This window comes from Pseudomonas sp. IPO3778 (assembly GCF_013386825.1).
Lineage (GTDB): Bacteria > Pseudomonadota > Gammaproteobacteria > Pseudomonadales > Pseudomonadaceae > Aquipseudomonas.
Genome location: NZ_JACARC010000030.1, coordinates 135,700 through 159,328, shown reverse-complemented (window position 1 = coordinate 159,328; position 23,629 = coordinate 135,700). Strand labels below are relative to the sequence as shown.

Genomic DNA, 23,629 nt, shown 5'->3' with positions numbered 1-23,629 from the left:
ATGGCGATAGTGATCAGTGCCGTATTGTTTCTTGCCGCGTTATCGCTACTGTTGGCCAATATCTTTAGCAGCCGTCGTCAACAACGCCTGGTCACCCAACGGCTGCAAGGCGAGCCGGGCCGTAGCGACAAGATGAGCGAGTGGTTGCACCAACTGGGCAGCACCCGAATCGGCCAGCGCACCGTCAGCCTCGATAACGAAACCCAAACCCTGCTCAATCGCATGGGCTGGAGAAAGGCCAGCCAGCGTTCGATGTTCGCTGCCTGTCAGATCGGGTTGCCGATACTTCTGCTGGGCCTGACCGCGCTGGCACTGGAGCTGTTTTTTCCCGACACCGAGCATGGCTCTGTGATCGCCCTGCTGGGCCTGATCATCGGTTACCTGCTGCCCAAGCGAATCCTGGTTTCACTCGCCAAAAGGCGCCAGGATCGAATCGCGCGGGAAGTGTCGACCTTCATTCCCCTGGTGCGCATCCTGTTTGAGTCCGGCATGGCCGTAGAGCAGGCACTTCGGGTCATGGCCTACGACGCACAGAAACTGTTGCCGGTGCTGACCGCCGAACTGCGCCTGGTGCTGGCGCGTGTCGATTCCGGGCTGGAGCTGGGTGAAGAATTGAACAAGGCCAGCCTGATGCTGGCCGTCGATGAACTCACCGACACCTGCCTGATCCTTCAGCAGCTTCTGCATCAGGGCGGTGGTGCGATGAAGTCGCTGCAGTCGCTCAAGCAACTGCTGGATGACCGGCGCCTGACCCGCTTGCAGGAGTACATCTCCAAGATGTCCGCCAAAATGTCCGTGGTGATGATGTTGTTCCTGTTTCCCGCGTTACTGATCGTATTGGCCGGCCCAGGCTTTATCGCGATCGCCAAAGCCTTTACGCCTTGAGAGGACATGCAATGAAAACAGTGATGATCGCCTGCAGCCTGTTGTTACTCGGCGGTTGTGCCAGTAACGGGCAGCTGCCGTGGGCGGGGTTCAGCGCTCAGGGCGGTTGTGCCAAGCCAAGTTCCAATCAGGAACTGTCGCTGAACCTGGCCGACGATATGGCCAACGAGGGCAAACTTCACGCCAGCCTGGCCAACCTGCAAAACCTGCCGGACACCCTGCCTCAGGTGCGCCAACGCCAGGCCAAGGTGTACCGCCTGCTGGGACGCAGCGAAGCCGAACCGTTGTACCGCAGCCTGCTGGGCACCTGCATGGCGGCCGAAGGCGAGCACGGCCTCGGCCAACTGGCCGCCGCCCGGGGTGACAACGGCCAGGCCATGGCGCACTTGCAACGTGCGGCGAAGATGTCGCCCACCGACGAGAAAATCCGCAACGACCTGGGCGTGGTGTACCTCAATCAACGGCGCGTGGAAGACGCACGCTTTGAGTTCCTCACGGCCATGGAGCTCAAGCAAAGTGATCAACTGGCGGCGGTCAATCTGGTCACGCTGATGATCTACCAGGACAACTGGGAGCAAGCCGCACAAGTGGCCAGCCGCATGGGCCTCAGCCCCGAGCAAGTGACGCAGGCCCAGGCCCGGGCACAGCAACTCAAGGCGCCCACATCAACCGCGACAGCACCAAAAGATCAGGTTGCGGCTGCCCGCGACGTGCCAACGGCGCCGGTCCAATAGGTCTCTGAAGGGAGTACACACGATGAAGCTCACACTGCTCGCCACTCTGCTGCTAGCCGGCATGCCACTGACGGCACTGGCAATAGAACCCGGCCCTTCTTCGCCACAACAAAAACAGACCGAGGGCTGGCTGCAGTTGCAGGTCCGCGGCGAACGGGCCTCCGCCAACGTGCAAAAGGCCACGCCCGCTGAGCGCGACGTGGCCATGCAACGTTGGCTGGACAGTTACAAACACCCTATTCCCGAGTACTTCGACCAGAAACAGGGTGGCACCGCTCCCGGCGGCGGCAGCAACTAGTGGGCAGTGACGCGCTGGCGTACCGCTGAATTACTCGGTGACAACGCCAGCGCCAGCTGGGTGCGGTTGTGCATGTGGGTCAGGCGCAGCACCTGGGACACGTAAAGTTTCACCGTGTTTTCGGTGATACCCAGCTCACAGGCGATTTGATAGTTGGTCTGCCCCTTGCCTACCAGCCTTGCGACATCCAGCTGGCGCGGAGACAACTGATTGAAGATCGCCGGTATTTCAACCCGGTCAGTCTCACTGACCTCGCCCTCGGCATCACTAGACAACGTGGATTGCGGGCTGCTGCGCACCTTGTCGAGGTCATGATAGAGATCGTCAATGGACGCCGAGAGAAACTGCAGTTTCTGGTTCAGATGCCCCAGGTCGACGTTTTTCTGTCGGTCTTGCAATGCCACGACCTGGCGCTGTAGCCCTTCGAGCAGTTCGCCGAGGTTGATCGGCTTCTGATAGTAATCGGCAATCCCGGCGCGCAGGGCCTTGATCACGTCCTGCTTGTCGGCGCGCCCGGTCAACATGATGGCCTCAAACACCCGCTGCTTGCCGGCCAGGCGTTGCAGGGCCTGGACCAGCTCGATCCCGTCCATCTCTGGCATATGCAGATCGCACAACACCAAACCGATTTCGGCATCGTCGCGAAAGCGCTCGATGGCCTGCTGGCTGGAGTGGCAAGGCACGCAACGGTAACCGCTGCTTTCAAGAAATTCACACAGCTCTTCCACGATCAGAGGCTGATCGTCGACCACGAGCACTTTCACTTCAGAGGTAAGCTTGTTCACGCGCTACTCCATGCCTGGGCAAGCCAAAGACCGACCGATCCATTCCGACCACTTTCCTATACAACCTACCCATAAACGTAGACGTACTTTCCTACTATGTACATAGCGATAGCCTACGTGGCGACTAATGGGATCCAAAGCCAGGCCAGGCAGAAACCCACCAGCAAAAACGGCACGAACGGCTGCTTGGCCGGGCGTGCCGGATCAAGGTACTGCAAGGTATTCCTAAGCCCTTGATTCATCAGCGGCCACAGCCTGGGGGCCAGCAGCAGCCACGCCGCGCTGGCCAGGCCGGCACCGATAAACGTGCCCAGTACATAGAAGGTGTTGGTCGCCAGCCCCAATGCCGCGATCAATTTCACGTCACCGGCGCCAAGACGGCCCAGCGCGTAACCGGGCACCGTGAACAGCAGGGCCAGGGCAAACGCCAAACCGCCCTCGACAGCGGGTGCGCCAAGCCAGGTGGTGCCCGTCCAGAGCAGGTAAACCAGCGCCAGCAGGCCTGCGCCGAGGGTCAAGCGGTTGGAGATCTCACGTAGACGGATATCTTGCACAGCGCACAGCGCCAACCAAACGAGTAGGACCAGACTTTGAATCACGTAAAAAAAATCCCTTTTTGCTGAATGATTCTATGCTGATATCAGGTAGTTGCAGTCAGGGTAGACGAGTCATGAGAAAAGGCCTCCCTAGAAAGCAAAAAGGTGCCGCCGCGCTGGAGTTCGCGATGGTCTTCATGATTTTTTTTGCCGTATTTTATGGCATGGTCAGCTACAGCCTGCCGTTACTGCTGATGCAGTCCTTCACCCAGGCCGCCGCTGAAGGTGTAAGGCGCAGCGTCGCGCTGGACCCGGCCACGGCAAACTACACCACGGCCCTGCCCCAGCAGGCCGTCACGGCGGCCCAGGCACAACTGTCGTGGATCCCTTCCCAGTTCAAATTCCTTCCCACGTACGTCACGGCAACCTACACCCCGGCGGGCCTGTTGACGGTGAACATCAACTACCCGACGTCCAGCCTCCAAAGTGTGTTGCCGTTCCTGGTGCTGCCAGGCTTTGGTACCGTCCCCGCGCTGCCTCCCACGCTTTCCGCCCAATCGAGCATGCAGTTTTGACCTCAGGGGATAAACTGTTCGGCCGCCTGCTCGGACGCGGCAATCACCTGGCCACGGACGCGCCGACAGCGGTGCCCGCCACCGCCGCGTTGCTGTTCTACCTGGACGCTCAAGGCCGGGTGGTGGACGTTCATGGGGCGCTGCGCCACCGGCTGGAACAACCCGCCGCGCAACAGCCAACTCCGCTGCTCGACTACCTCACGCCGATGAGCAGTCTGGTGATCGAAGGTCTGCCTGGCGACTGGCAAGGGCAAAGCCTGGACCTGGATTTCAAGGGGCTTGCCGGGCAAACCCTGCATACCCGCGGCTGGGTTCAACCCGACGGCAAAGGTTGGCTGCTGCAATTGCTGGACATTGGCGACCTGATTGCCCACCGCCAACTCACTCAGGTGCGCGAACACCATCAGCGGGTGAGCGATCAGATCAGCGAGCAGCTGCGGGTATGCAGCCTGACGCGCCTGCCCGAGATACTGCACGACACGCTCCAGGCCCTTTCCCAGCACTGGCGCGTCCCCTGTGTCGCCATCGCCCTGCTGGATGAACAGGGCCAGGAATGGCGTATCCAGGGCTGCTACACCGCCCACGACGCGGCGGCACTCTGGAGCAACGGCCAAGCCTTGGGCGCCAGCCTTGACAGCCTGGGCGGTACGGCGCCGATGAGCCTGGAGGTGCACCGTGGCCACAGCGACCACCCGCGCCTGCAAGGCCTGTTTGGCAATGCCGACGGTTTTCTGGTGCCTTACCGGGACGGCAACGGTGTAGGCGCATGGCTGCTGTGCGGTTTCTATAGCCGCCAGGAACACACCAGCGACCGCGACTGGTTGCAACTGACCGCCGCCCTCGCCATGCCGTTGCTCAGCCGCCTGCGCGAACAGCGTCATCAGCAGCAGCTGGATCGCGTCGACGCGCTGCAGGGCCTGCTCGGTACCGGCTGGTGGGAGCTGCCTCCCCACAGTGAGGACATTGAACTCGCCCCGCAGTTGCTGCACACCCTCAGCCAGGGTGAGACCACCACACGGCTGTCGTTGCCGATGTGGCTCAACCTGATTCACCCCGCCGACCGCGAAGAACTCGCCAGCCGCCTGCAAGACCTCAAGCACCTGGGCAAGCCACTCTCCACCAGCGTTCGCTTGCAACGCAGCGACCCGGCGCAAAACCCCATCTGGTACCGCGTGCAGGGGCAAGCGCTGGGGGTGGGCGAGCAACGTCGGCTGGTGGGCTTCATGCTCGACATCAGCGACATAAAAAACCAGCAACAACAGGCCGCCGCCGCCCACGCCCGCCTGGATAACCTGATCGCCAGTTCCCCGGCCGTGATCTACGTGCAGCGCTACGTCGAGGGTACGCTGCAACCGGTGTTCTTCAGTGACAGCCTGCTGCCGCTGCTGGGCCGCACCCTGGCCGACTTCACCCCGGCGGCGCTGAACGAATGGGTCCACCCCGAAGACCGCGACCTCTACTTCGACCGTACCCGCCAACTGCTGCGCGAAGGCCACGTGAGCTGCCGCTACCGCGTCCGCGACAAACAGGGCGATTACCACTGGTTGCTGGACGAAGCCCGGCTGCTGCGCGACGACCTGGGGTTACCCGTGGAAGCCGTGGGCCTGTGGCTGGACGTCACCGAGGCCACCCTGGCGGCGCAACGGGTCAAGGAGAGCGAGGAGCGCTACCGGATTCTGGTGGAGGACTCCCCGGCCATGATCTGCCGCTATCGCCCGGACCTGACCCTGACCTTCGGCAATACCCCCTTGGCCAATTACATGGAGTGCCTGCCCGAGCAACTGCCGGGCATGAACCTCAGCCAGTGGCTGTCCGACGAACAGCGCGAGGCCTTTGTGCAGCGCATCCGGCAGTTGACCCCGGAGTTCCCCGTGAGCACCGCCGAAATCAGCCTGCAACTGCCGGGGCGTACGCACGCCTGGTGGGTATGGTCGGACCGCGGCGTGTTCGACGAACAGGGCCAGTTGCAGGAAGTGCAGGCCGTGGGCCGGGACAACACCGAAGTGCGCCGCTCCCAGCAACAACTGACCCAAAGCGCAAAAATGGCCACCCTCGGCGAAATGGCCACCGGCCTGGCCCACGAGATCAATCAGCCGTTGAATGTGATGCGCATGGCCATCGTCAACGTACTCAAGCGCTTGAGCAACGGCGATGCGCAGATCGACTACCTGACGGAAAAGCTCCAGCGCATCGACGCGCAGGTCCAGCGGGCGGCCCGCGTGGTGGACCATATGCGCGTGTTTGGCCGCCGCTCGGAAGTCGAACAACAACCCTTCAACCCGGTGCAGGCCGTGGAAGGCACCCTGTCGTTGCTCAGTGAAGGCATGCGTGGCAAAGGTGTAGACCTGCGCGTGACCCAGGCGGACGTTGCGGTGCAGGTCAAAGGCTATGTCGACCAATTGGAACAGGTGCTGATCAACCTGATGGTCAACGCCCGCGATGCCCTGCTGAGCAAGCGCGAACACGACCGCGACCTGCAACCGTGGATCTCGGTGCAGATCGAGCACGACAGCCGACACGTGCGGATCTGGGTGGAGGACAACGGCGGCGGCATCGACCCGCGGCTGCTGGAACGGATTTTCGAACCGTTTTTCACCACCAAGCCGATTGGCGTGGGCACCGGGCTGGGGTTGTCGGTGAGCTACGGCATCGTCGAGAACATGGGCGGCCAGTTGAGCGTCGCCAACAGTGAGCATGGGGCGAGGTTTTGTGTGGAGTTGCCGGTGGTCGAGGCCTAGTTCACCAGGGCCGCTTGCCCGTGAGGCCGGCAACTGAGGTTGGCGCCCACTTCCACCGCATTCAGGTTCACTCCAAGGTTCGACAGCAAGGTGTTCACCAATGGATCAAGGATCGGGCTGAGCACTCCGCCGATAATCGTGCCCAGGGAGCTATTGAGCCCGTTGAGCAATGTGCCTGTCGTCGCCAGTAATCCTCCAAGCAGATTGAACCCCGTTGGTTTGTAGACCTGGAACTGAATCCCCGTTAACGCGTTGCTGATCGCGCTGAGAAGACTGGTTGTCGATGACGCGTAATACTGCGGCGGCTGGTTGATTTCCGGTGGTTGGAGGTACGTGTAGGGAGGCATAGCACTCGTCGCAGCGCCCACCGAACTATTGATGCTGAGGCCAATACCACCACCGTAAAAAGGCTTGCGGGTCGCGGGGTCGCACGTCGTCGGGCCAAGCCCCAGCAAGGGTCTGAAACAGGTAATGGCCCCGATATCCACCACTGGTAAAGGCGGAATCGGATTGAGCGTGGTGTTGCTGTTAAACGCATTGATCAACTGCGGACTCTGGCCAACTTGTACGGTAACGATCGAGGCGTTGGTTTGAGTGGTCAGGGTCTTGGTCGCGTCGCTCACACACGTAAATCCGGTGACGTAGCTCTCCGCCGAGCCCAGCTGAAGCACCACATCTATTCTGGCCGCTGGCGGATTTGAGGAAGACGACAGCACCTGCAGGTTCGTCATCTGGCAATAGCCGCCCAGCAGGCACAGCACCGAATTGATGGTCCCTCCCAAGTTCAAGCTCAACAGGTTGTTCAACACGTCTGAAAGTGGCCCGACCAAGCCGTTCAAGGCGACGTCCACCACGGGCAAGTCCAGTACCGGCAAGCCCAGAGTCAGGCCAACGCTCATTTGAGCCGTTCTTACATAAATTCGCGTCGCTGAGGTTTTATCTTTGGCATAGGTAGGGTCACCGATCGCTGACAACTGCGGTGGCTGAATCACCTTTACCTGAACGCCTGCATTCACCAGACCCGGGATACTCACCGGGATGGTCGCCACCACTCCGTTCTTGGTATTGGCCAACTGCACAAAGGCTTCGGCCAGTTGAAACACGTTCAAACTGGTGTTCAGTCCCGCAGACACCGCCCCCGTTTGCAGCTGCAACAGGTTGCCCAGGGTCACATCCAGATTGCCGACTATCGCGTTGATACTGGTGAGGCCACTGACCGCCACGCTGGCCGTACTGCCACCGGCATTGAGCACCGTAATCGCCGCATCGAGCAGTTGGCTGATTTTGACGGTCTTGGTCAGCAGTTGATCGTAGGCACCCGCCGTAACCCCCACGTTCAACGCCAACTGGTTGAGGTAGCTGAGCAGGTTGATATTGGTGTCTACCAAGCCTTGCCAGCCGGCCACGCTCAGGTTCAATGAGCCGCCCAACAGTTGGCCAAACAACAGGTTCAACGCGGCCGACTTGGTAGAGTCCACCGTAACCAATGTTGATTTGATCGTCAGTTGCGCCTGGGGCGGCAGGATCTTCGGCGCCGCCACGGCGACGGCAGACAGTTGGGTGTTCAAGTTGTATCCACTGCCATTGGCCATTGCCCAGAGGCCCCCGGCAACACTGGTCATTACCGGGCGCGAGGCTATCACCTGGATGGCATCGGTCTTGGTCGAGTCTGCAGAGAACACCCGCTGGTTAGTCGCCCCGGTTGCCAGCACCCCGCATGTCACTATCAGGGCGCTTCCCGGCGGGATGACATAACCATTGCGCACGGCGCTGGCACCGGCATAGGTGGGCGCGGTGTTGGTGGCGGGCAGGCAATCACCCTTGCGCTGCACCGCTTCCAATGCCGCCATGTCGGCAATGGACTGCAACTTGCGCTTTTCCACGTACAAACGACTGCTGTCGATCACCAGCAACAGGAATACCAAGGCCGTGCCCAAGGTCACGGCCGCTATCAAGCCAATCGCACCACGTTGCCTTGCGTACCCGGCCAGGCGGCCGGAACGAAGTCGAAGAGACATCGAGCACTCCTTTGCCGGCACACTGCCGAGCGCTTACTCTCCTGTGTTGCCTGGGAGTGTAGTCAAGAGCGGCGGGGGCTGCAGGCCAGTCGCCATAGATCGGCGACTGGCGGAGGGCTGATCAGGTAATCAATGCGGCGGGTAGTTGGACAGCACCTTGGTCACCGTGGCACGAATAGCGGCGCTACGGTCCTGTGGCTCAGGGGAGCTGGCGAGGATTTGCTCATCGCTGCCACGCCACACCAGCTTGCCGTCCTTGCCGTCGAGCAAATCAATCTGGATGGTGGCGACCTTGTAGGTGATGTTGCGGGTTTCATTGTACATCGGCGCGCCCCAGTAACCATTCCACGGGCCGCCCCAGGCGCCGCCGTAGTTGGTGGTGACTTGTTGCTGGCGGTCTTCAACGATCAGGTAAGTCTGCACATTCAGGTCAGCCTTGGTGCCCGGCGCCGCAGGGCGCAAGCCACGCTGGTCGAGTTGCTCGCCCACGGCCTGGCGGATGCGCTGTTCGGTGAGGTCACTCTTGATCCGCGGGTCATCGGGGCGGTATTGCAACGCGGGTTCTTTCCAGCTCCAGCTGCGGTACGCGCCAAAGTCCCGGCTGGCGTCAAAATCGTGGTTGACCTGGCTGGTCTGGCAGCCACCCAGCAACACCACAACAGCAAGTGCAGCAATACGTCGAAGCATGGTTGTTCTCCAAAAGACACACTGAGCCTGAGATGAGAATAGCTGCTAACTGGGCGGGTAGGCGGTCAATGCTTTTTGCATCGCCTCACGCAGGGCATCGGCGCGTTCGCTGAGGCTGCCCTGGCTCGCGGTTTCGGCGCTGGTGCTCCAGACCGGTTGGCGGGTGCGCGCATCGAACAGGCTGATACGCGCCACGGCCACCGTCACTTCATAGGTGCGAACCACCGGCACCGTGTTGTACATGCCGTAGCCGTTGCCATAGCGGTTATAGCCACCGCCACCGTAGGCGTAATCGTCCTGGACCTGGCGCAGGCGTTTTTCCAGGCGCACATCGGCGCTCACCAACAGGTCCGGGGCGCGGTTGTCGTGCAAGGGCCGCAGGCCGCGCTGGTCGAGGGCCCCGCTGACCGCTTCGGCAATCTGCGCCGAGTCGGCCCAGGCCGAGCCCGCCGGCAGTTGGTTGTTGAGCCAGGCCCAACTGCGGTAGGCACCATAGTCGCGCACCGGCGCCGGGTAGGCGCTGGCATCAAAGGTGTTGGCCGCCTGGGCAGGCGCCGGCGGCATCGGGGCAGATGCCGCCACATACGGGTTGGGGCTCTGGCAACCCGCCAGGCCCAGGCCCAACAGGATCAGTCCAAGACAGCGCTTCATTTCGACCTCCGCAGACTGGGCCGCTTAAACCGGACGGCAGATCCAGTGCAAATAACGCCCAAGTCCGGCAAAGCTTGGGTGACGACGGTGTGCGAGCTCCATCTCCAACAAGTCCTGTAACTCGGCGCGGGCCTGGAATTCCACCGGCATATAGTCATGGAACACCCGCACGCCACTCTGGGTTTCGACCTGCCACAGGCCCTCGAGTTGCGTCGCCAATTCCCGTGGGTCCAGGGGTTGTTGCGGCGTGAGGCTCTGTTTTTCGCCGGCCATGTCGTTCTTGCGCATTTTGCGGAAGTGGCCTTTGAGCAGGTTGCGGTAAATCAGTGCGTCGCGGTTGTAGAAGGCGAGCGACAGCCAGCCACCGGGCGCAGTCAATTGGTGCAGCACCGGCAAGATCGCGTGGGGTTCGGCCAGCCATTCCAGTACGGCGTGGCACAGCACCAGGTCGTAGGGTTCGGTGAGTTGGCCGAGCAGATCTTGCCAGGGCGCTTGAATGAAGGTCGCCGTTTGCCCGGCTTCGGCGAAACGCTGGCGGGCGCCTTCAAGCATCGGCTCGGCAGGCTCGGCCAGGGTCACGTCATGGCCGCGCTCGGCCAGCCACAGCGACATATGGCCCAGGCCCGCGCCGATGTCCAGCACCCGCAGCGGGCGGTCCGGCAGCGCTTCAATCAGGTCGGCTTGCAGCACCGCCAGGCGAATCGCGCCCTTGGCACCGCCGTAGATCTTCTCGGCGAAGCGGGTGGCCAACTGGTCGAAATGACGGTCACTCATTTGGCAAACCGCCGTTCGCTGTCGGCCAGTTTGGCTTGTACCACTTGAGCCATGTCCAACCCCAACTCGCTGCACAACAGCAGCAGATACAGCACGATGTCACCGACTTCCTGGCCTGCGTGGGCGAGTTTATCGGCGGGCAACTGCCGCGACTGGTCTTCGCTCAGCCACTGGAAAATCTCCACCAGCTCGGCCATTTCAACGCTGGCGGCCATCGCCAGGTTCTTGGGGCTGTGGAACTGCTTCCAGTCGTTGGTATCGCGGATGCGGTGCAGGCGTTCGGTGAGGTGTTCGAGGTTCATGAGGGGCTCCTGAAGGTGTATAGCTTCGGGCGCAAGCCGCGCGAAGGCAAGTGAATCCCTGCGGCCCATAAACCTCTATGCTAGAAGGGAACTAGCTTGGGCCAATAACGACCAAAGGCTCAGGTTCGGCAGCTACGCCCACCGTCTTATCAGGACACACACATGCAAACAGACTTTTTCGGATGGCTGGGTCTCAAAATCGGCCAGATCATCCACTTTATCGTCGAGTTGTTCGGCGGGCTGTTCAACACCCTGTCCCACGCGGGCGGCGACTTTGTCGACGGGCTGTCCAGATCCTTAGGCATGGACACCTCGATCATCAGCATCCTCATGCTGATTATCGGGCTGATGCTGCTCTATTCGGCGGTACGCGCGTTTATGCGGGCGTCGATCATCATGGGAATTATCTGGCTGATGCTCGGGCTGTGGGTGCTCAGTTGGGTGGTGCATTAATAAAGGGCCAGCAGGGTAAATCCCTTTAATTTGAGGGACGTTTCCGAGACAATCTTTCGGCCTTGTGCCTGCTGGGATGGGTGGCTAGTCTTCGGCCCTTCACTGCATATCAGTGATCGGGTTTAGTCGCCCGGAATTAGTGAGCGCAAGTTGTCGCCATGCTTCATGGCGGCTGTGCGCAGGGCACCTTCGGGTGCGCCGGGTTCCACTAGCCGGTCGACTAACCTGCGTACAGCCGCCACCCTCGTTTAGTCGCGCGGGTGTCAGCTCCTTACCTTCTAGTGGAGTTACACCATGCATAAGCTTGTCCCCGATCCACCCAGCGACCTCCTCAAAGACCGCGCCGCCTTCAACCGCGCCCTCGAACACTACCTGCCCTCGCAGGGTTTCCACACCATCAACGAAGACCTGAGCTTCGAAGACTCCCTGCTCTACACCGCCAGCCTGCTGAGCAGCGCCTCGGCCACTGCGCTTGATTGTGGCGAGCTGCTGGAGAGCCCGCAGCGGGCGAAGATCCTGGCGGTGTGGCACTTGCTGGAAATTGCCAAGACCACCGTCGACCGCTCCATCGAATGCCTGCACCCGCGTAAGACTTAAGCCTTCATTGCCTGGCCGTCAGCTATCGCAGGCAAGCCAGCTCCCACAGGGGAATGCATTCCAAGTGTGGGAGCCGGGCTTGCCCGCGATAGCGATCGCCCAGGCAACAGATATACGTACAGCCAGTTACACTACCGCTCCCCAAAGGAGCCCGCATGACTTCCCTGCTGACCGACTGGCGCGACCGCCCCACCCACCGCCGCGTGTGGGCCCTCGCCGCGCCGATGATCCTGTCGAACATCTCCGTGCCATTGGTAGCGCTGGTGGACAGCATGGTCATCGGCCATCTGCCCCACGCCCACCAACTGGGCGCCGTGGCCGTGGGGGCCAGCCTGTACACCTTCCTGGCCTGGGCCATGGGTTTCCTGCGCATGGGCTCCACCGGCTTTGCCGCCCAGGCCGCCGGGCGCGGCGATGGCGCGGCGCTGCGGCAGATTCTGTTGCAGGGCTTGCTGCTGGCGCTGGGCCTGGCGATGTTGCTCGGCAGCATCGGCATTCCGTTGAGCGGCCTGGTGCTGGACTGGATGCAGCCCTCGTCCGAGCTGAACCAACTGACCCGCGAATTCTTCCACACCCGCCTCTTCGGCCTGCCCGCGGCCCTGGCCAGCTACGCGCTGGTGGGCTGGTTCCTCGGCACCCAGAACGCCCGCGCGCCGCTGGCGATCCTGCTCACCACCAACCTCGTCAATATCGCCCTCAACCTGTGGTTCGTCCTCGGGCTGGACTGGGGTGTGGTCGGCTCGGCTCGCGCCTCGGTGATCGCCGAATGGACCGGCGCCCTCCTCGGCCTGGCCCTCACCCAAAAAGCCCTGCGGGCCTACCCGGGCCATATCGCCTGGGCCGCCCTCAAACTGTGGCAAAGCTGGCGCCCGCTGCTGGCGGTAAACCGCGATATCTTCATCCGCAGCCTGGCCCTGCAATCGGTGTTTTTCATGATCACCGTGCAAGGCGCCAGACTGGGTGATGCGACGGTGGCGGCAAACGCGCTGCTGCTTAACGGCCTGCTGCTGACGGCTCACGCCCTGGACGGACTGGCCCACGCCGTGGAAGCGTTATGCGGCCACGCCATCGGCGCCCACGACCGGCAAGCCTTGCGCCGCTCACTGGTGGTGGCGTGCGGTTGGTCGCTGCTGGCGAGTATCGGCTTCGCGATCCTGTTCGCGGTGTTCGGCCACCTGTTTATCGCTATGCAAACCGACATCCCGAGCGTGCGCGAAACCGCCGACATCTATCTGCCCTACCTCGCGGTGCTGCCGCTGATTGCGGTGTGGAGCTACCTGCTGGACGGCCTGTTTATCGGCGCCACCCGCGCCCGGGAAATGCGCAACGGCATGCTGCTCACGGTGGTGATTGTGCTGCCCTTCGCCTGGGCCTTGCAGGGCTTGGGCAACCACGGGCTGTGGATGACCTTCCTGCTGTTCATGGCCCTGCGCAGCCTCACGCTGTGGGCGATTGCCTGGCGCCTGAACAAGCAAGACCGCTGGCTTACTGGCCCGGTGTGAACTTGATAAACGCGGTTACCCGATCCAGCACCGGCGCCAGCCAGCGCAGCGGCCGGGACATGGACGCCACCAGCGTCGCATGGCTGGTTTTGGTGAAGTAGAACTCCTCCACTGGCACGCCCGCCGCCCGCAGCTTTTCCGCCAACCCGCCGGTATTGCGTTTGGGGTTGACCAGATTGTCGTCCACCGAGGCAATCAACAGGCTAGGTGGTGCGTCGTGGCTGACGTGGTTGATGGGTTGGGAATCGGGCGGTGAGTCCGGGTAGAAGAACACCGGGCGCACATCGCGGTTTTCAATGGGGAGGAAGTCATACGGCCCGGCCAGGCCGATCCAGCCCTTGAACACTGACGGCGACAGACCGACCCCGGCCAACCACTGTGGGTCCAGCGCCAGCATCGCGGCGTTGTAGGCACCGGAGCTGTGGCCCATCACATACAGCTTGCGGGGATCGCCGCCGTATTCGGCGCTGTGCTGATACGCCCACGCGACGGCTTGGGCGCCGTCCTGCAAAAACAGCGGGTAGCGCACTTGCGGGTAAAGCCGGTAATCGGCAATCACCACCACGATACCGCGCGAGGCCAGGGCTTCGCCGACAAAACCGTAGTCATCCTTGGAGCCGCTGTTCCAACTACCGCCGTAGAAAAACACCACGACTGGCGCGTCGGGCAAGGCGGTGACGGGGCGGTAGATATCGAGTTTCTGGCGGGGGTCATCGCCGTAGGCGATGGCGGAGGTTTTGGTGAAGGTGCTGGTGGGGGTGAGTGCGTTGAGCACTTTGATGGGGGAGCAGGCCGACAGCAGCGCGGCGATGGCCAGGGTGAACGCTTGCAGGAGCTTTTTCGACATCGTTCAGGCCCTATAAGGAGGGTACTGCCAAAACGCTGATCAAATGTGGGAGCTGGCTTGCCTGCGATGGCGGTGGGTCAGCTAGCCCATTGGCTGCCTGACACTGCGCCATCGCGGGCAAGCCCGGCTCCTACATTAGAGCCGGGTCTACCTTGGGAGCGGTGTACTTACGAGGACAGGTAAGAGGAACGCGTCAGCCCAAGGCGCAACGCGTCCAGGAACTGGGTCCGCTCCGCCGCCGTGATCTTCGCGCTGGCGCACTTGTCACGGTAGTGAGTCATCAACTCCTCCGGCGACAAGTGCACGTAGCGCAGCATGTCTTCGATGGTGTCGTGGGTTTCGATCCCGGCGCTGTACACCGAACCGTCTTCACGCTGGTAGATGTTCACCGAGTCGGTGTCGCCGAACAGGTTGTGCATGTCGCCGAGGATTTCCTGGTAGGCACCCACCAGGAAGATCCCCAACAGGTAATCCTCGCCTTCGTTCACCGCGTGCACCGGCAAGCTGGTCTCGATGCTTTGCTCGTCAACGTACTGCTTGATCTTGCCGTCGGAGTCGCAGGTCAAATCCTGCAGCACCGCACGACGCAGCGGCTCTTCGTCGAGTCGGTGCAACGGCAGGATCGGCAGCACCTGGCCGATGGCCCAGGTGTCCGGCAGGCTCTGGAACACTGAGAAGTTGCAGATGTACTTGTCGGCCAGCTTGTCGTTGAGTTCGTCCAGCACCTGGCGGTGCGAGCGCTGGCGGGCTTTCAACGAGTTGTGCAGGCGGCGGCACACGGCGAAGTAGCACTGTTCGGCCAGGGCTTTTTCAGCCAGGGTCAGTTTGCCGTCGGCGTACTGGGTGGCCACGTCGCTCATGTAGTGCGTAGCGCGCCAGTAGGTTTCGGTGACCATTTCAATGTCGGTCGGGCCCAGCAGGTCCACCAGCCACTGCACGGTTTCCGGCAGGTTTTCCTTGTTCTCGATCAGTGGCACGTCGTCGTTGTGTTTCTCGACGTCGGTCACCTGCACCACCAGCATGGCGTGGTGGGCGGTCAGTGAACGGCCGCTCTCGGAGAAGATGTGCGGGTGCGGCAGGCTCTGCGCGTCGCAGAATTCCTTGAGCATGCCCACCACCACGCCGGCGTAGTCGTCCATGTCGTAGTTGATGGAGCTGGCATTACGCGAGTGGGTACCGTCGTAGTCCACGCCCAGGCCGCCGCCCACGTCGATGTGGTCCACCGGCAGGCCGAGGTTGCGCAGTTCGCCGTAGTAACGAATGGCTTCCTTGAACCCGTGCTGGTAGTCGGCCAGGTTGGCGATCTGCGAGCCCATGTGGAAGTGCAGCAGGCGGATGCCCTGGTCCAGGCCGGCCGCGCGGAAGCGCTCGACCACCGACAGCAGTTGCGCCGCCGACAGGCCGAATTTGGATTTCTCGCCGCCGGTGTCTGCCCACTTGCTCGAGGCCAGGGACGACAGACGCACCCGCAGGCCCACCTGTGGCTTGACCTTGAGGTTGGCGGCTTCTTCGATCACCAGGCCCACTTCGGATTCTTTCTCGATCACGATGAAGACGTTGTGGCCGAGCTTCTGGCCCATCAGCGCGAGGCGGATGAACTCACGGTCTTTGTACCCGTTGCACACGATGGTGCCGCCTTTCGGGGCCAGGGCCAGCACGGCCAGCAGCTCGGGCTTGGAGCCGGCTTCCAGGCCGATGGACACGTCCTGGGTGGCGATGATGTTCTCGATCACCGCTTCCTGCTGGTTCACCTTGATCGGGTACAGCGCGGTGTATTGGCTCTGGTATTCCAGGCGTTCGATATTCGCGTCGAAGGCACCGGTCAACTGGCGTACGCGGTCTTGCAGGATGTCGGGGAAGCGCACCAGCAACGGCAAGGACAGGCCGCTTTTGCGCAGCTCGTCCACTTGCTCGTACAGGTCGACGGGCGTGCTGTTCGGGCCGTTCGGACGGACTTCAACGCGACCGGCATCATTGATCGCGAAATACCCGGCCCCCCAATGGCGAATCCCGTAAACACTGCGGCTGTCCGCAACTGTCCATTGGCTGCCATCGTCTTTGCGTGTGCGTCGTACGGACATCGAAGTCCCCTATAAATGAAGTCGAAGTGCACCGGGCCCAATTTCGAGGCTGGCGCAGTCTAAAGAATGAAAATGACGATTTGCCTGTGAGAGGGGTAGACCCCGCTAGCAGGACAGAGTTTAGACACCGGTCAGGAACAGGCTCTGTGAAAACCATGGGGACGACAGTTCGCGTTCAGCCAGCGGGCTATCGGGGTGGTTTTCACAGAGGCTGCTAGCCACCGGATTTCTTCGCCTTGTAACCCAGCTTGATCAGCTCGGCCAACAGCAACTCAACGTGGTCGCCCTGAATCTCGATGATGCCGTCTTTCAGGGCGCCACCGGTGCCACAACGCTTTTTCAGCGTGGTGGCCAGCTCCTTCAGCGCATCTTCGGCCAGGGGCACGCCGGTGATGGTGGTCACCGTCTTGCCGCCACGGCCCTTGCTCTCGCGACGTACGCGGGCAATGCCATCGCCTTCGGGAATCAGGGTTGTTTTGCAGGTGCATGAATCCACGGGCTGGCGACAGTCCGGGCAATGTCGACCTGCGTCGGTGGAAAATACCAGGCCACCAAGGGCGGCGAAGGATGCGGCTTTTTTGGCCACCGGCAATCCTCTTGGGAGGACAAAGACTGATCGATGGGGTCATCGACCGCGAAGCCCCACTCAGGCAGGGGCAGCGCTACTGAGCCGCAGGTATTCAACCCACTGTAGGAGCGAGCTTGCTCGCGAAGATCGTCAACGATAACGCGGGCATTCAGACAGCACGCGTCGTGCTTACGTTTTTCGCGAGCAAGCTCGCGCCTACAGGGTGGAACAACAGCGGTTCAGCTTGAAAAGTCGCGCAGTGTAACGGCAAAAACGCCCCTTGCTAAGAGTCAAATGGCGCCAATTTATGCAACTTTAGCGACGCCGGGCCAAATAACGACGCAAGCCTTCCTGCGCATCCGGGCAATAAGGCTTTTGCTCGGCCTCCTCAAGTACCGTCGACAGTGGCAGAAAGCGCGCTTCCATGACTTCTTCCGGCTGGATCCGCAGTGGCCCGTCCCACACGGCCGAGAACGAGGTGCACCAGAGCCGGCTGTCGCCGTCTTCAAAATAGAAGTGATCGTGAGCGGTCAGCTCGACACCGCTGACCCCCAGTTCCTCTTCCAGCTCCCGGGCCGCCGACTCGGCGTACGTCTCGTGGGCCGCCACCATCCCGCCCGCCGCCGTGTCCCAGAAACCCGGGTACATGGCTTTGCTCAGGGTGCGCCGGTGCACACACAGCTCACCGGCAGAATTGAACAGGAAGATAAAGGTGCAGCGCCCGATCAGCCCGCGCTGGCGCAGATCGGAACGCACCAGGGAGCCGAGCAGGTTGTCGTGTTCGTCGACCCAGGCAATCAGTTCGGCGTCGGAGGCTGCGCGGTGCGCAACCTCCTTTGAGGAAGCGTCCATCATCAACCCTGGTTCAGGAGCTGACGCAAGTCGATCACTGCAGCGTTGGCCCGGGAAATATAGTTGGCCATCACCAGCGAATGGTTGGCGAGGATGCCAAAACCACTGCCGTTAAGGATCATAGGGCTCCACACCGGTTCCTGGGAGGCTTCCAGCTCACGAATGATCTGGCGCACGCTGACGGTGGCGTTCTTCTTGGCCAGTACGTCGGCGAAGTCGACTTCAATGGCACGCAGCAGGTGGGACAGGGCCCAGGCCTGGCCACGGGCTTCGTAGAACACGTTGTCGATCTGCATCCATGGGGTTTCCACCACTTCTTCGTCGACCTGCGGCACTTCACCCGGCGCCAGCGCTTCGGTTTTCAGCGCGGTGTTGAGTTTGACCCGGCCCACACTGGCCGACAGCCGTTGCGACAGCGAACCCAGGCGGGTCGCCACATCACCCAGCCAGTTGTTCAGGTTGTCGGCACGGGCATAGAACAGCGCGCCTTTCTGATTCGGGTCCGACAACCGCGCTTCGTAGCGGCTCAGGGAGTTGATGCCTTCCTGGTATTCCGACTCGCTGGACGGCAGCACCCAGCTCTTGTTGTCGAAGTTGAAGCGCGGCTCGGCCTTGGCCAGGTCCGCGTCTTCCGCCGACTGCGACTGGGAGCGGGCGAAGTCTTTGCGCAGGGCACGGGTCAGGTCACGCACCTGAACCAGCACGCCGTATTCCCAGCTCGGCATGTTGTCCATCCACAGGCCTGGCGGGAAACGGTCGTTGGAAATGTAGCCGCCCGGCTTGTTCAGCAGGGTGCCCACTACCGTCTTGAGGGTTTCGACCGTGGTGAAGCCCACCACCATCTGCTTGCCTTCCTTCTCGGCGGCAATCTGCGCGTTCTGCTGAACCGGGAACAACGCGGGCTCTTCGCTCCAGTACCAACCCAGGGCGCCGGTGACCAACAGGTACAACGCAACCAGCGAGAGCAGCGCACGGCTCATCAGCAGATTACGGAAATAGCTGCGGGGGGCCGACTTGGTTTCGGGGGCCGGGCCCTTTGCACTGCCTGCGCGGTTTTTCCAGTCCAGCATGGCGATATCCTTTCAATCACTTGAGTTCAATAGCTACGACCACAACCCTACCCCATCGTGCCGAGCATCGGGGCGCTTTTAGTCGGGGTGGCGCGAGTGCGCGGCTCGACTATAAAGGATGCACGCTGTTTACGCCCGCGCGACTGTGTGGTCGGGAAATGAATATCCAGGACCTTGCAGTTAATTGACGTATGACACTCGTGCAACGGAAAAGAGGTGCTAGCATAGAGCCATCAGTTCGACCTCAGCATGCAGCCTAACTAGTAGTCAGGATATGACCGAGCCAGAAGACCCCAGCCGTGAGCGTCTCAAGCACCATTTTGCCCAGCGGGTAATTCATCAGGCACGTCAAATTCTTGAGATCTGGCAGCGCCTGCAATGCAGCGAATGGTCGACCACTGACCTGTCCGAGCTCAGTGAGGCCAACCTGCGCCTGCTGCGTTTTGCCGAGCGCTTCGAGCAGCCGGAGCACAGCCAACTGGCGCACCTGATCAGCGCTTCACTCAAGGCGGTGGACGACAACCGCGGCCGCCTGAGCAGCCACCTGATCACCGAACTCAACCGCTTGATGCAGCGTCTGTCGCGCACCGGCCTGCGCCAGGGCGACCAGCTGGAACAAACCCTGCTGCCGCCGATGCGCAAGCCGATCTACGTGATGCTGGCCGATCACGACCGCGCCGAACGCCTGGCCAAGCAACTGGAGTTTTTCGGGTTGAGTGCCCAGTCCCTCGACAGCGTGGCGGCGTTTCGCTCGTCGATGGCCGAGCGTTTGCCGGCGGCCATCGTGATGGATGTGGACTTCTGCGGCACCGGCCTGGGCCTGCAACTCGCCGCCGAAGCCCAGGAGGGCCTGGAACACAAGCTGCCGTTGCTGTTTTTCAGCCTGCATGAAACCGACACCCCCACCCGCCTGGCCGCCGTGCGCGCCGGTGGCCAGGAGTTCCTCACCGGCACCCTGGAGGCCTCGAGCCTGCTGGAAAAAATCGAAGTGCTGACCTGCGTCGCTCAGTACGAGCCTTATAAAGTGCTGATCATCGACGACTCGCGCGCCCAGGCCATGCACACCGAACGCCTGCTCAACAGCGCCGGCATCGTCACCCGCACCCTGATCGAACCGATCCAGGCCATGGCCGAGTTGGCGGACTTCCAGCCCGACCTGATCATCCTCGACATGTATATGCCAGCCTGTACCGGTACCGAACTGGCCAAGGTGATCCGCCACAACGACCGCTACGTCAGCGTGCCGATCATCTACCTCTCGGCCGAAGACGACCTGGACAAGCAACTGGACGCCATGAGCGAAGGCGGTGACGACTTCCTCACCAAGCCGATCAAGCCTCGGCACCTGATCACCACCGTGCGCAACCGCGCGGCGCGGGCGCGCAACCTCAAGGCGCGGATGGTGCGCGACAGCCTCACCGGGCTGTACAACCACACGCACATTTTGCAGCTGCTCGAAGACTGCAGCTTCCGCGCTCGCCGCGAGGGCAAGCCGCTGAGCTTTGCGATGCTCGACATCGACCACTTCAAGCGGGTCAACGACAGCCATGGCCACCCCATGGGCGACCGGGTGATCAAGAGCCTTGCCCTGTTCCTCAAACAGCGCCTGCGCAAGACCGACTATATAGGCCGTTACGGTGGCGAAGAATTTGCCATCGTGATGCCCGACACCGACCTCGACGCCGCCTGCAAAGTGCTCGACGAAATCCGTGGGCGCTTTGCCGAGATTCACTACCCGGCCCAGCCGCAGGATTTGTGGTGCACCTTCAGTGCGGGCGTGGTGGAGCTGTGCGACGGCTCCGACAGCCTGATGATGGCGGCCCAGGCCGACGAGGCGCTGTACCGCGCCAAGGATGCAGGGCGTAACCGGGTGATGTCGGCCCGGGCATCAAAGCAAAGTGCCACCTTTTCACCGGAATCCACCGAATCCGTCATAACTCTGTAATAGAAACGCAATAACTTCAGGCACTTACTTCTGCTGTCGGTTGAAACCACGCATGCGCCTGAAGCTGCTGACGAATCTGAACACCCTCCTGCTGGTCGCCGTTTGCCTGGCCCTGGGCGCGACGCTCTGGTGGTCGCAACGCGCCCTGGAACGCCCCTATCTGTTGATGGAGCGCTACCTGGGCCTGTCGCAGACCTTTCAGAACCAGGCCGCCCGCAACATCGACGACTACCTCGCCAGCGGCGACGCCCTGCGCCTGAGCAGCGCGAGCCAGAGCCTGGAAAACCTGCTGCAGCACCTGGATGAATTACCCGCAGACCTGGCGCAAAACCTGCGCCCCAGCCTGGCGGACCTGGACACCTTCAGCAAAACTGACCTGCTCGCCGCCGGCAAACTGGCCGGCGACCCGCAAGCCCTGTTGCTGCAAGCCGAACGCGAACTGGGTGCCAACCTGGAGCAACTGAACCAGTACGCCAGTGGCGTCAGTTCGCCCGAGGCGGCGCGTTATCTGCCGCCATTGTTGGCAGCCTCCCAGCACCTGGCCAAACTCTCCCTGGCCCGGGACAAACTGGTGAGCAGCGGGCGCAGCGAACTGGCCGACGATGTGGAACGCGAAGTCAGCAATATCCGCACCCAGGCTGACGTGCTGGGGCAACTGCCGTTGCTGGGTGTGACGGCCAGCAGCGAGTCCAATACCGACGATTTTTCGGCCATGATGGGCCTGGAAAACACCGAAAAAACCGTGACTGAAGACACCGGGGTCGACCTCAAGCGCGAACTCAACAGCCTGCTCACACGCTACCCCGCCGAGCTGAAACGCACCCGCGAGCAAATCCAGCAACGCACGGAACTGGCCAGCGCCACCCACCTGAAAATCAACGCCGTGCAGCACGCCATCGCCGGGCTGGAGCCCGTGGTGCGGGCCCAGCATGCGCAGATCCAGGGCGAAGTGCGGCTGATGCAAGGCGTGATGATCGGCCTGATTTTGCTGATCGCGCTGTTGATCGACACCTTGCAGCGACGCCTGGCGCGGGTGCTGACGAACCTGGCGCCGGCCTTGTCCACCTGGGCCGAGGGCGACTTCAGCCAGCCCATTGCCCTGGGCAAGACCAACCGCGAACTGCACGCTATCGAAGAATCCCTGAACCGCCTGCGGGCCTACCTGGTGGACCTGGTGGGCACCATACGTGACAACGCCGAGCAGGTGGCCGGCAGCAGCAGCGCGCTGGCGGAACTGAGCAGCGGCATGCACGATGGCGCCGAGCGCCAGGCCGGTGATACGGCGCAGATTCGCGATTCCCTGGGTGAGCTGGAGGCAACGATCCAGCAAGTCGCCGGCGATGCGAGCCAGGCCGCCGAAGCCAGCCGCAGCGCCGGTGAGGCCGTGGAACAGGGCCAACGGGTGATCGGCCTGAGCCTGACCGGTTTACACGCACTTGTAGGAGAAGTGCAGATCAATGCGCAGATGATCGAGAAACTCGCCGAGGAATCCGCCACCATCGGCGGCGTACTTACCGTGATTCGTTCGATTGCCGACCAGACCAACCTGCTGGCCTTGAACGCCGCCATCGAAGCCGCCCGGGCCGGTGAAGCCGGTCGCGGGTTCGCCGTGGTGGCCGATGAAGTACGCTCCCTGGCCCAGCGCACCGCCGGCGCCACCGCCGAAATCCAGCACCTGATCGCCGGCCTGCAAACCGCCGCCCGGCAATCGGTGGAAGGCATGCGCGCCCAGGTCGAACATGCCGAAGCCACCGCCGAACAAGCCCAGGCGGCCGACGGGGCGCTGGATGAAATCGTCGGGGCGATCCAGACCATTTCCGACACCGCGGTGCGGATCGCCGATGTCACCGCCCAGCAAAGTGGCGCCGTGAGTGAAATCCGCGATAACAGTGAGAGGATTCACCAGTTGGGCGAGGACAACTTGCTGCGAATTGGCCAGGGACGCCGCCAGGGCGAGGACTTATTGGTACTTGGCGGGCAACTCAATACCGCCGTGCAGGCATTCCGCGTCTGACCAAATGTGGGAGCTGGCTTGCCTGCGATGGCGGTGAATCAGTCAAAAAACCTGACACTGACACACCGCCATCGCAGGCAAGCCAGCTCCCACACTGACCGGATTCAGCCATGCGGTCACATATTTTGCGCAATCCTCGCTAATCGTGCTGCCTACTGCATAGAACTGGACAGTCACAAACCCTTTGCGGCATAGTCGCCGGGTTCTACCGTGCCCACATCAATAACAAGGAACAGCCGATGGCGACCTTACTGGTTCTTCACGGACCCAACCTGAACCTGCTCGGCACCCGCGAACCGGGCGTCTACGGGGCAGTGACCCTCGAACAGATCAACCTCGATCTGGAACGACGGGCACGTGATGCCGGCCACCATCTGCTCTACCTGCAAAGCAATGCCGAGTACGAATTGATTGATCGCATTCATGCCGCGCGCAGCGAAGGCGTGGACTTTATCCTGATCAATCCCGCCGCTTTTACGCACACAAGCGTTGCATTACGTGACGCGCTGCTGGCGGTGAGCATCCCATTCATCGAAGTGCATTTATCGAACGTGCACAAACGCGAACCTTTCCGCCATCACTCTTACTTCTCCGACGTTGCGGTAGGAGTGATCTGCGGCCTTGGCGCCAGCGGTTACCGACTGGCCCTGGAGGCCGCCCTGGAACAGCTTGAAGACACGGCCAAGCGCCCCTGACCGACCCTTTGGGAGTTGACGA

At 61.9% G+C, this 23,629-nt stretch carries 23 protein-coding genes; 11 read left to right on the top strand and 12 right to left on the bottom strand.

Annotation, left to right across the window (positions count from 1 at the left end; translation table 11 throughout):
• The 3 genes from HX855_RS15130 to HX855_RS15120 are packed head-to-tail and all read left to right on the top strand — an operon-like array spanning nt 1 to nt 1,917.
• A complete protein-coding gene (locus HX855_RS15130) occupies nt 1-885 on the top strand; it encodes a type II secretion system F family protein (RefSeq protein WP_177083267.1) in 885 nt (294 codons plus the stop codon).
• An 11-nt stretch (nt 886-896) separates the two neighbouring features.
• Nucleotides 897-1,619, top strand: a complete 723-nt coding sequence (locus tag HX855_RS15125; protein WP_177083264.1) for a tetratricopeptide repeat protein — start codon at nt 897-899, stop codon at nt 1,617-1,619.
• A 22-nt stretch (nt 1,620-1,641) separates the two neighbouring features.
• Nucleotides 1,642-1,917: a DUF3613 domain-containing protein gene (locus HX855_RS15120; RefSeq protein ID WP_177083262.1), complete on the top strand. Its 276-nt coding sequence runs from the start codon at nt 1,642-1,644 to the stop codon at nt 1,915-1,917.
• Here the strand turns inward: HX855_RS15120 and HX855_RS15115 are convergent.
• Together HX855_RS15115 and HX855_RS15110 are read right to left on the bottom strand one after the other, a co-directional pair.
• Entirely contained in the window at nt 1,914-2,702 is a 789-nt protein-coding gene (locus tag HX855_RS15115) for a response regulator transcription factor (RefSeq protein WP_177083260.1), read from the bottom strand. The genes HX855_RS15120 and HX855_RS15115 overlap by 4 nt on opposite strands.
• A 113-nt stretch (nt 2,703-2,815) precedes the next feature.
• The gene (locus tag HX855_RS15110; RefSeq protein ID WP_177083258.1) at nt 2,816-3,301 is read right to left on the bottom strand and encodes a prepilin peptidase; all 486 of its coding nucleotides are present in this window, start codon (nt 3,299-3,301) and stop codon (nt 2,816-2,818) included.
• 71 nt (nt 3,302-3,372) lie between these two features.
• On the opposite strand from HX855_RS15110, the gene HX855_RS15105 reads away from it, so the two are divergent.
• Both HX855_RS15105 and HX855_RS15100 read left to right on the top strand, forming a co-directional pair.
• Nucleotides 3,373-3,813, top strand: coding sequence for a TadE/TadG family type IV pilus assembly protein (locus tag HX855_RS15105; RefSeq protein WP_177083256.1), 441 nt, complete (start codon nt 3,373-3,375; stop codon nt 3,811-3,813).
• A complete protein-coding gene (locus HX855_RS15100; protein ID WP_177083254.1) occupies nt 3,810-6,551 on the top strand; it encodes a PAS domain-containing protein in 2,742 nt (913 codons plus the stop codon). The genes HX855_RS15105 and HX855_RS15100 overlap by 4 nt, the downstream gene beginning before the upstream one ends.
• Here HX855_RS15100 and HX855_RS15095 read toward each other — a convergent pair.
• The 5 genes from HX855_RS15095 to HX855_RS15075 form a co-directional block, all read right to left on the bottom strand.
• Nucleotides 6,548-8,569, bottom strand: coding sequence for a pilus assembly protein TadG-related protein (locus HX855_RS15095; protein ID WP_256352948.1), 2,022 nt, complete (start codon nt 8,567-8,569; stop codon nt 6,548-6,550). The two genes, HX855_RS15100 and HX855_RS15095, sit on opposite strands and share 4 nt — an antisense overlap.
• 129 nt (nt 8,570-8,698) lie before the next feature.
• Nucleotides 8,699-9,256 (bottom strand): DUF4136 domain-containing protein, encoded by a 558-nt coding sequence (locus HX855_RS15090; RefSeq protein ID WP_003212927.1) that lies wholly within the window; start codon nt 9,254-9,256, stop codon nt 8,699-8,701.
• A gap of 45 nt (nt 9,257-9,301) precedes the next feature.
• Nucleotides 9,302-9,907 carry a DUF4136 domain-containing protein gene (locus HX855_RS15085; RefSeq protein WP_177083252.1) on the bottom strand — a complete coding sequence of 202 codons (606 nt, stop codon included), beginning with the start codon at nt 9,905-9,907 and terminating at the stop codon, nt 9,302-9,304.
• 24 nt (nt 9,908-9,931) lie between these two features.
• Nucleotides 9,932-10,681: a methyltransferase domain-containing protein gene (locus HX855_RS15080; protein ID WP_076017967.1), complete on the bottom strand. Its 750-nt coding sequence runs from the start codon at nt 10,679-10,681 to the stop codon at nt 9,932-9,934.
• A complete protein-coding gene (locus HX855_RS15075) occupies nt 10,678-10,983 on the bottom strand; it encodes a MazG-like family protein (protein WP_177083250.1) in 306 nt (101 codons plus the stop codon). The genes HX855_RS15080 and HX855_RS15075 overlap by 4 nt, the downstream gene beginning before the upstream one ends.
• A 162-nt stretch (nt 10,984-11,145) precedes the next feature.
• Here HX855_RS15075 and HX855_RS15070 point away from each other — a divergent pair, with 162 nt between their 5' ends.
• The 3 genes from HX855_RS15070 (at nt 11,146) to HX855_RS15060 (ending at nt 13,535) form a co-directional block, all read left to right on the top strand.
• Entirely contained in the window at nt 11,146-11,436 is a 291-nt protein-coding gene (locus HX855_RS15070) for a hypothetical protein (RefSeq protein ID WP_177083248.1), read from the top strand.
• 294 nt (nt 11,437-11,730) lie between these two features.
• The gene (locus HX855_RS15065; protein WP_010174046.1) at nt 11,731-12,033 is read left to right on the top strand and encodes a DUF6124 family protein; all 303 of its coding nucleotides are present in this window, start codon (nt 11,731-11,733) and stop codon (nt 12,031-12,033) included.
• A gap of 155 nt (nt 12,034-12,188) precedes the next feature.
• Nucleotides 12,189-13,535 carry an MATE family efflux transporter gene (locus tag HX855_RS15060; RefSeq protein WP_177083246.1) on the top strand — a complete coding sequence of 449 codons (1,347 nt, stop codon included), beginning with the start codon at nt 12,189-12,191 and terminating at the stop codon, nt 13,533-13,535.
• Here the strand turns inward: HX855_RS15060 and HX855_RS15055 are convergent.
• The 5 genes from HX855_RS15055 to HX855_RS15035 all read right to left on the bottom strand — a co-directional run bounded on the left by HX855_RS15055 (nt 13,519) and on the right by HX855_RS15035 (nt 18,953).
• Nucleotides 13,519-14,382, bottom strand: a complete 864-nt coding sequence (locus tag HX855_RS15055) for an alpha/beta hydrolase (protein WP_177083244.1) — start codon at nt 14,380-14,382, stop codon at nt 13,519-13,521. The two genes, HX855_RS15060 and HX855_RS15055, sit on opposite strands and share 17 nt — an antisense overlap.
• 167 nt (nt 14,383-14,549) lie before the next feature.
• Complete coding sequence (gene speA / locus HX855_RS15050; protein WP_177083242.1) at nt 14,550-16,463, bottom strand: arginine decarboxylase; 1,914 nt, start codon at nt 16,461-16,463, stop codon at nt 14,550-14,552.
• A gap of 214 nt (nt 16,464-16,677) precedes the next feature.
• Nucleotides 16,678-17,049 (bottom strand): translation initiation factor Sui1, encoded by a 372-nt coding sequence (locus HX855_RS15045; protein ID WP_088424721.1) that lies wholly within the window; start codon nt 17,047-17,049, stop codon nt 16,678-16,680.
• Nucleotides 17,050-17,346: 297 nt separating this feature from the next.
• On the bottom strand, nt 17,347-17,883 hold the full coding sequence (locus HX855_RS15040) for an NUDIX hydrolase (protein WP_177083240.1): 537 nt from the start codon (nt 17,881-17,883) through the stop codon (nt 17,347-17,349).
• A gap of 2 nt (nt 17,884-17,885) precedes the next feature.
• Complete coding sequence (locus HX855_RS15035; RefSeq protein WP_177083238.1) at nt 17,886-18,953, bottom strand: DUF2333 family protein; 1,068 nt, start codon at nt 18,951-18,953, stop codon at nt 17,886-17,888.
• Between the two features lie 274 nt (nt 18,954-19,227).
• Between HX855_RS15035 and HX855_RS15030 the strand changes: the two genes are divergently transcribed.
• The 3 genes from HX855_RS15030 to aroQ all read left to right on the top strand — a co-directional run bounded on the left by HX855_RS15030 (nt 19,228) and on the right by aroQ (nt 23,607).
• The gene (locus HX855_RS15030) at nt 19,228-20,898 is read left to right on the top strand and encodes a PleD family two-component system response regulator (protein WP_177083236.1); all 1,671 of its coding nucleotides are present in this window, start codon (nt 19,228-19,230) and stop codon (nt 20,896-20,898) included.
• 52 nt (nt 20,899-20,950) lie between these two features.
• The gene (locus tag HX855_RS15025; RefSeq protein ID WP_177083234.1) at nt 20,951-22,912 is read left to right on the top strand and encodes a methyl-accepting chemotaxis protein; all 1,962 of its coding nucleotides are present in this window, start codon (nt 20,951-20,953) and stop codon (nt 22,910-22,912) included.
• 239 nt (nt 22,913-23,151) lie between these two features.
• Nucleotides 23,152-23,607 carry a type II 3-dehydroquinate dehydratase gene (gene aroQ / locus HX855_RS15020; protein ID WP_003217307.1) on the top strand — a complete coding sequence of 152 codons (456 nt, stop codon included), beginning with the start codon at nt 23,152-23,154 and terminating at the stop codon, nt 23,605-23,607.
• Nucleotides 23,608-23,629: the final 22 nt, after the last annotated feature.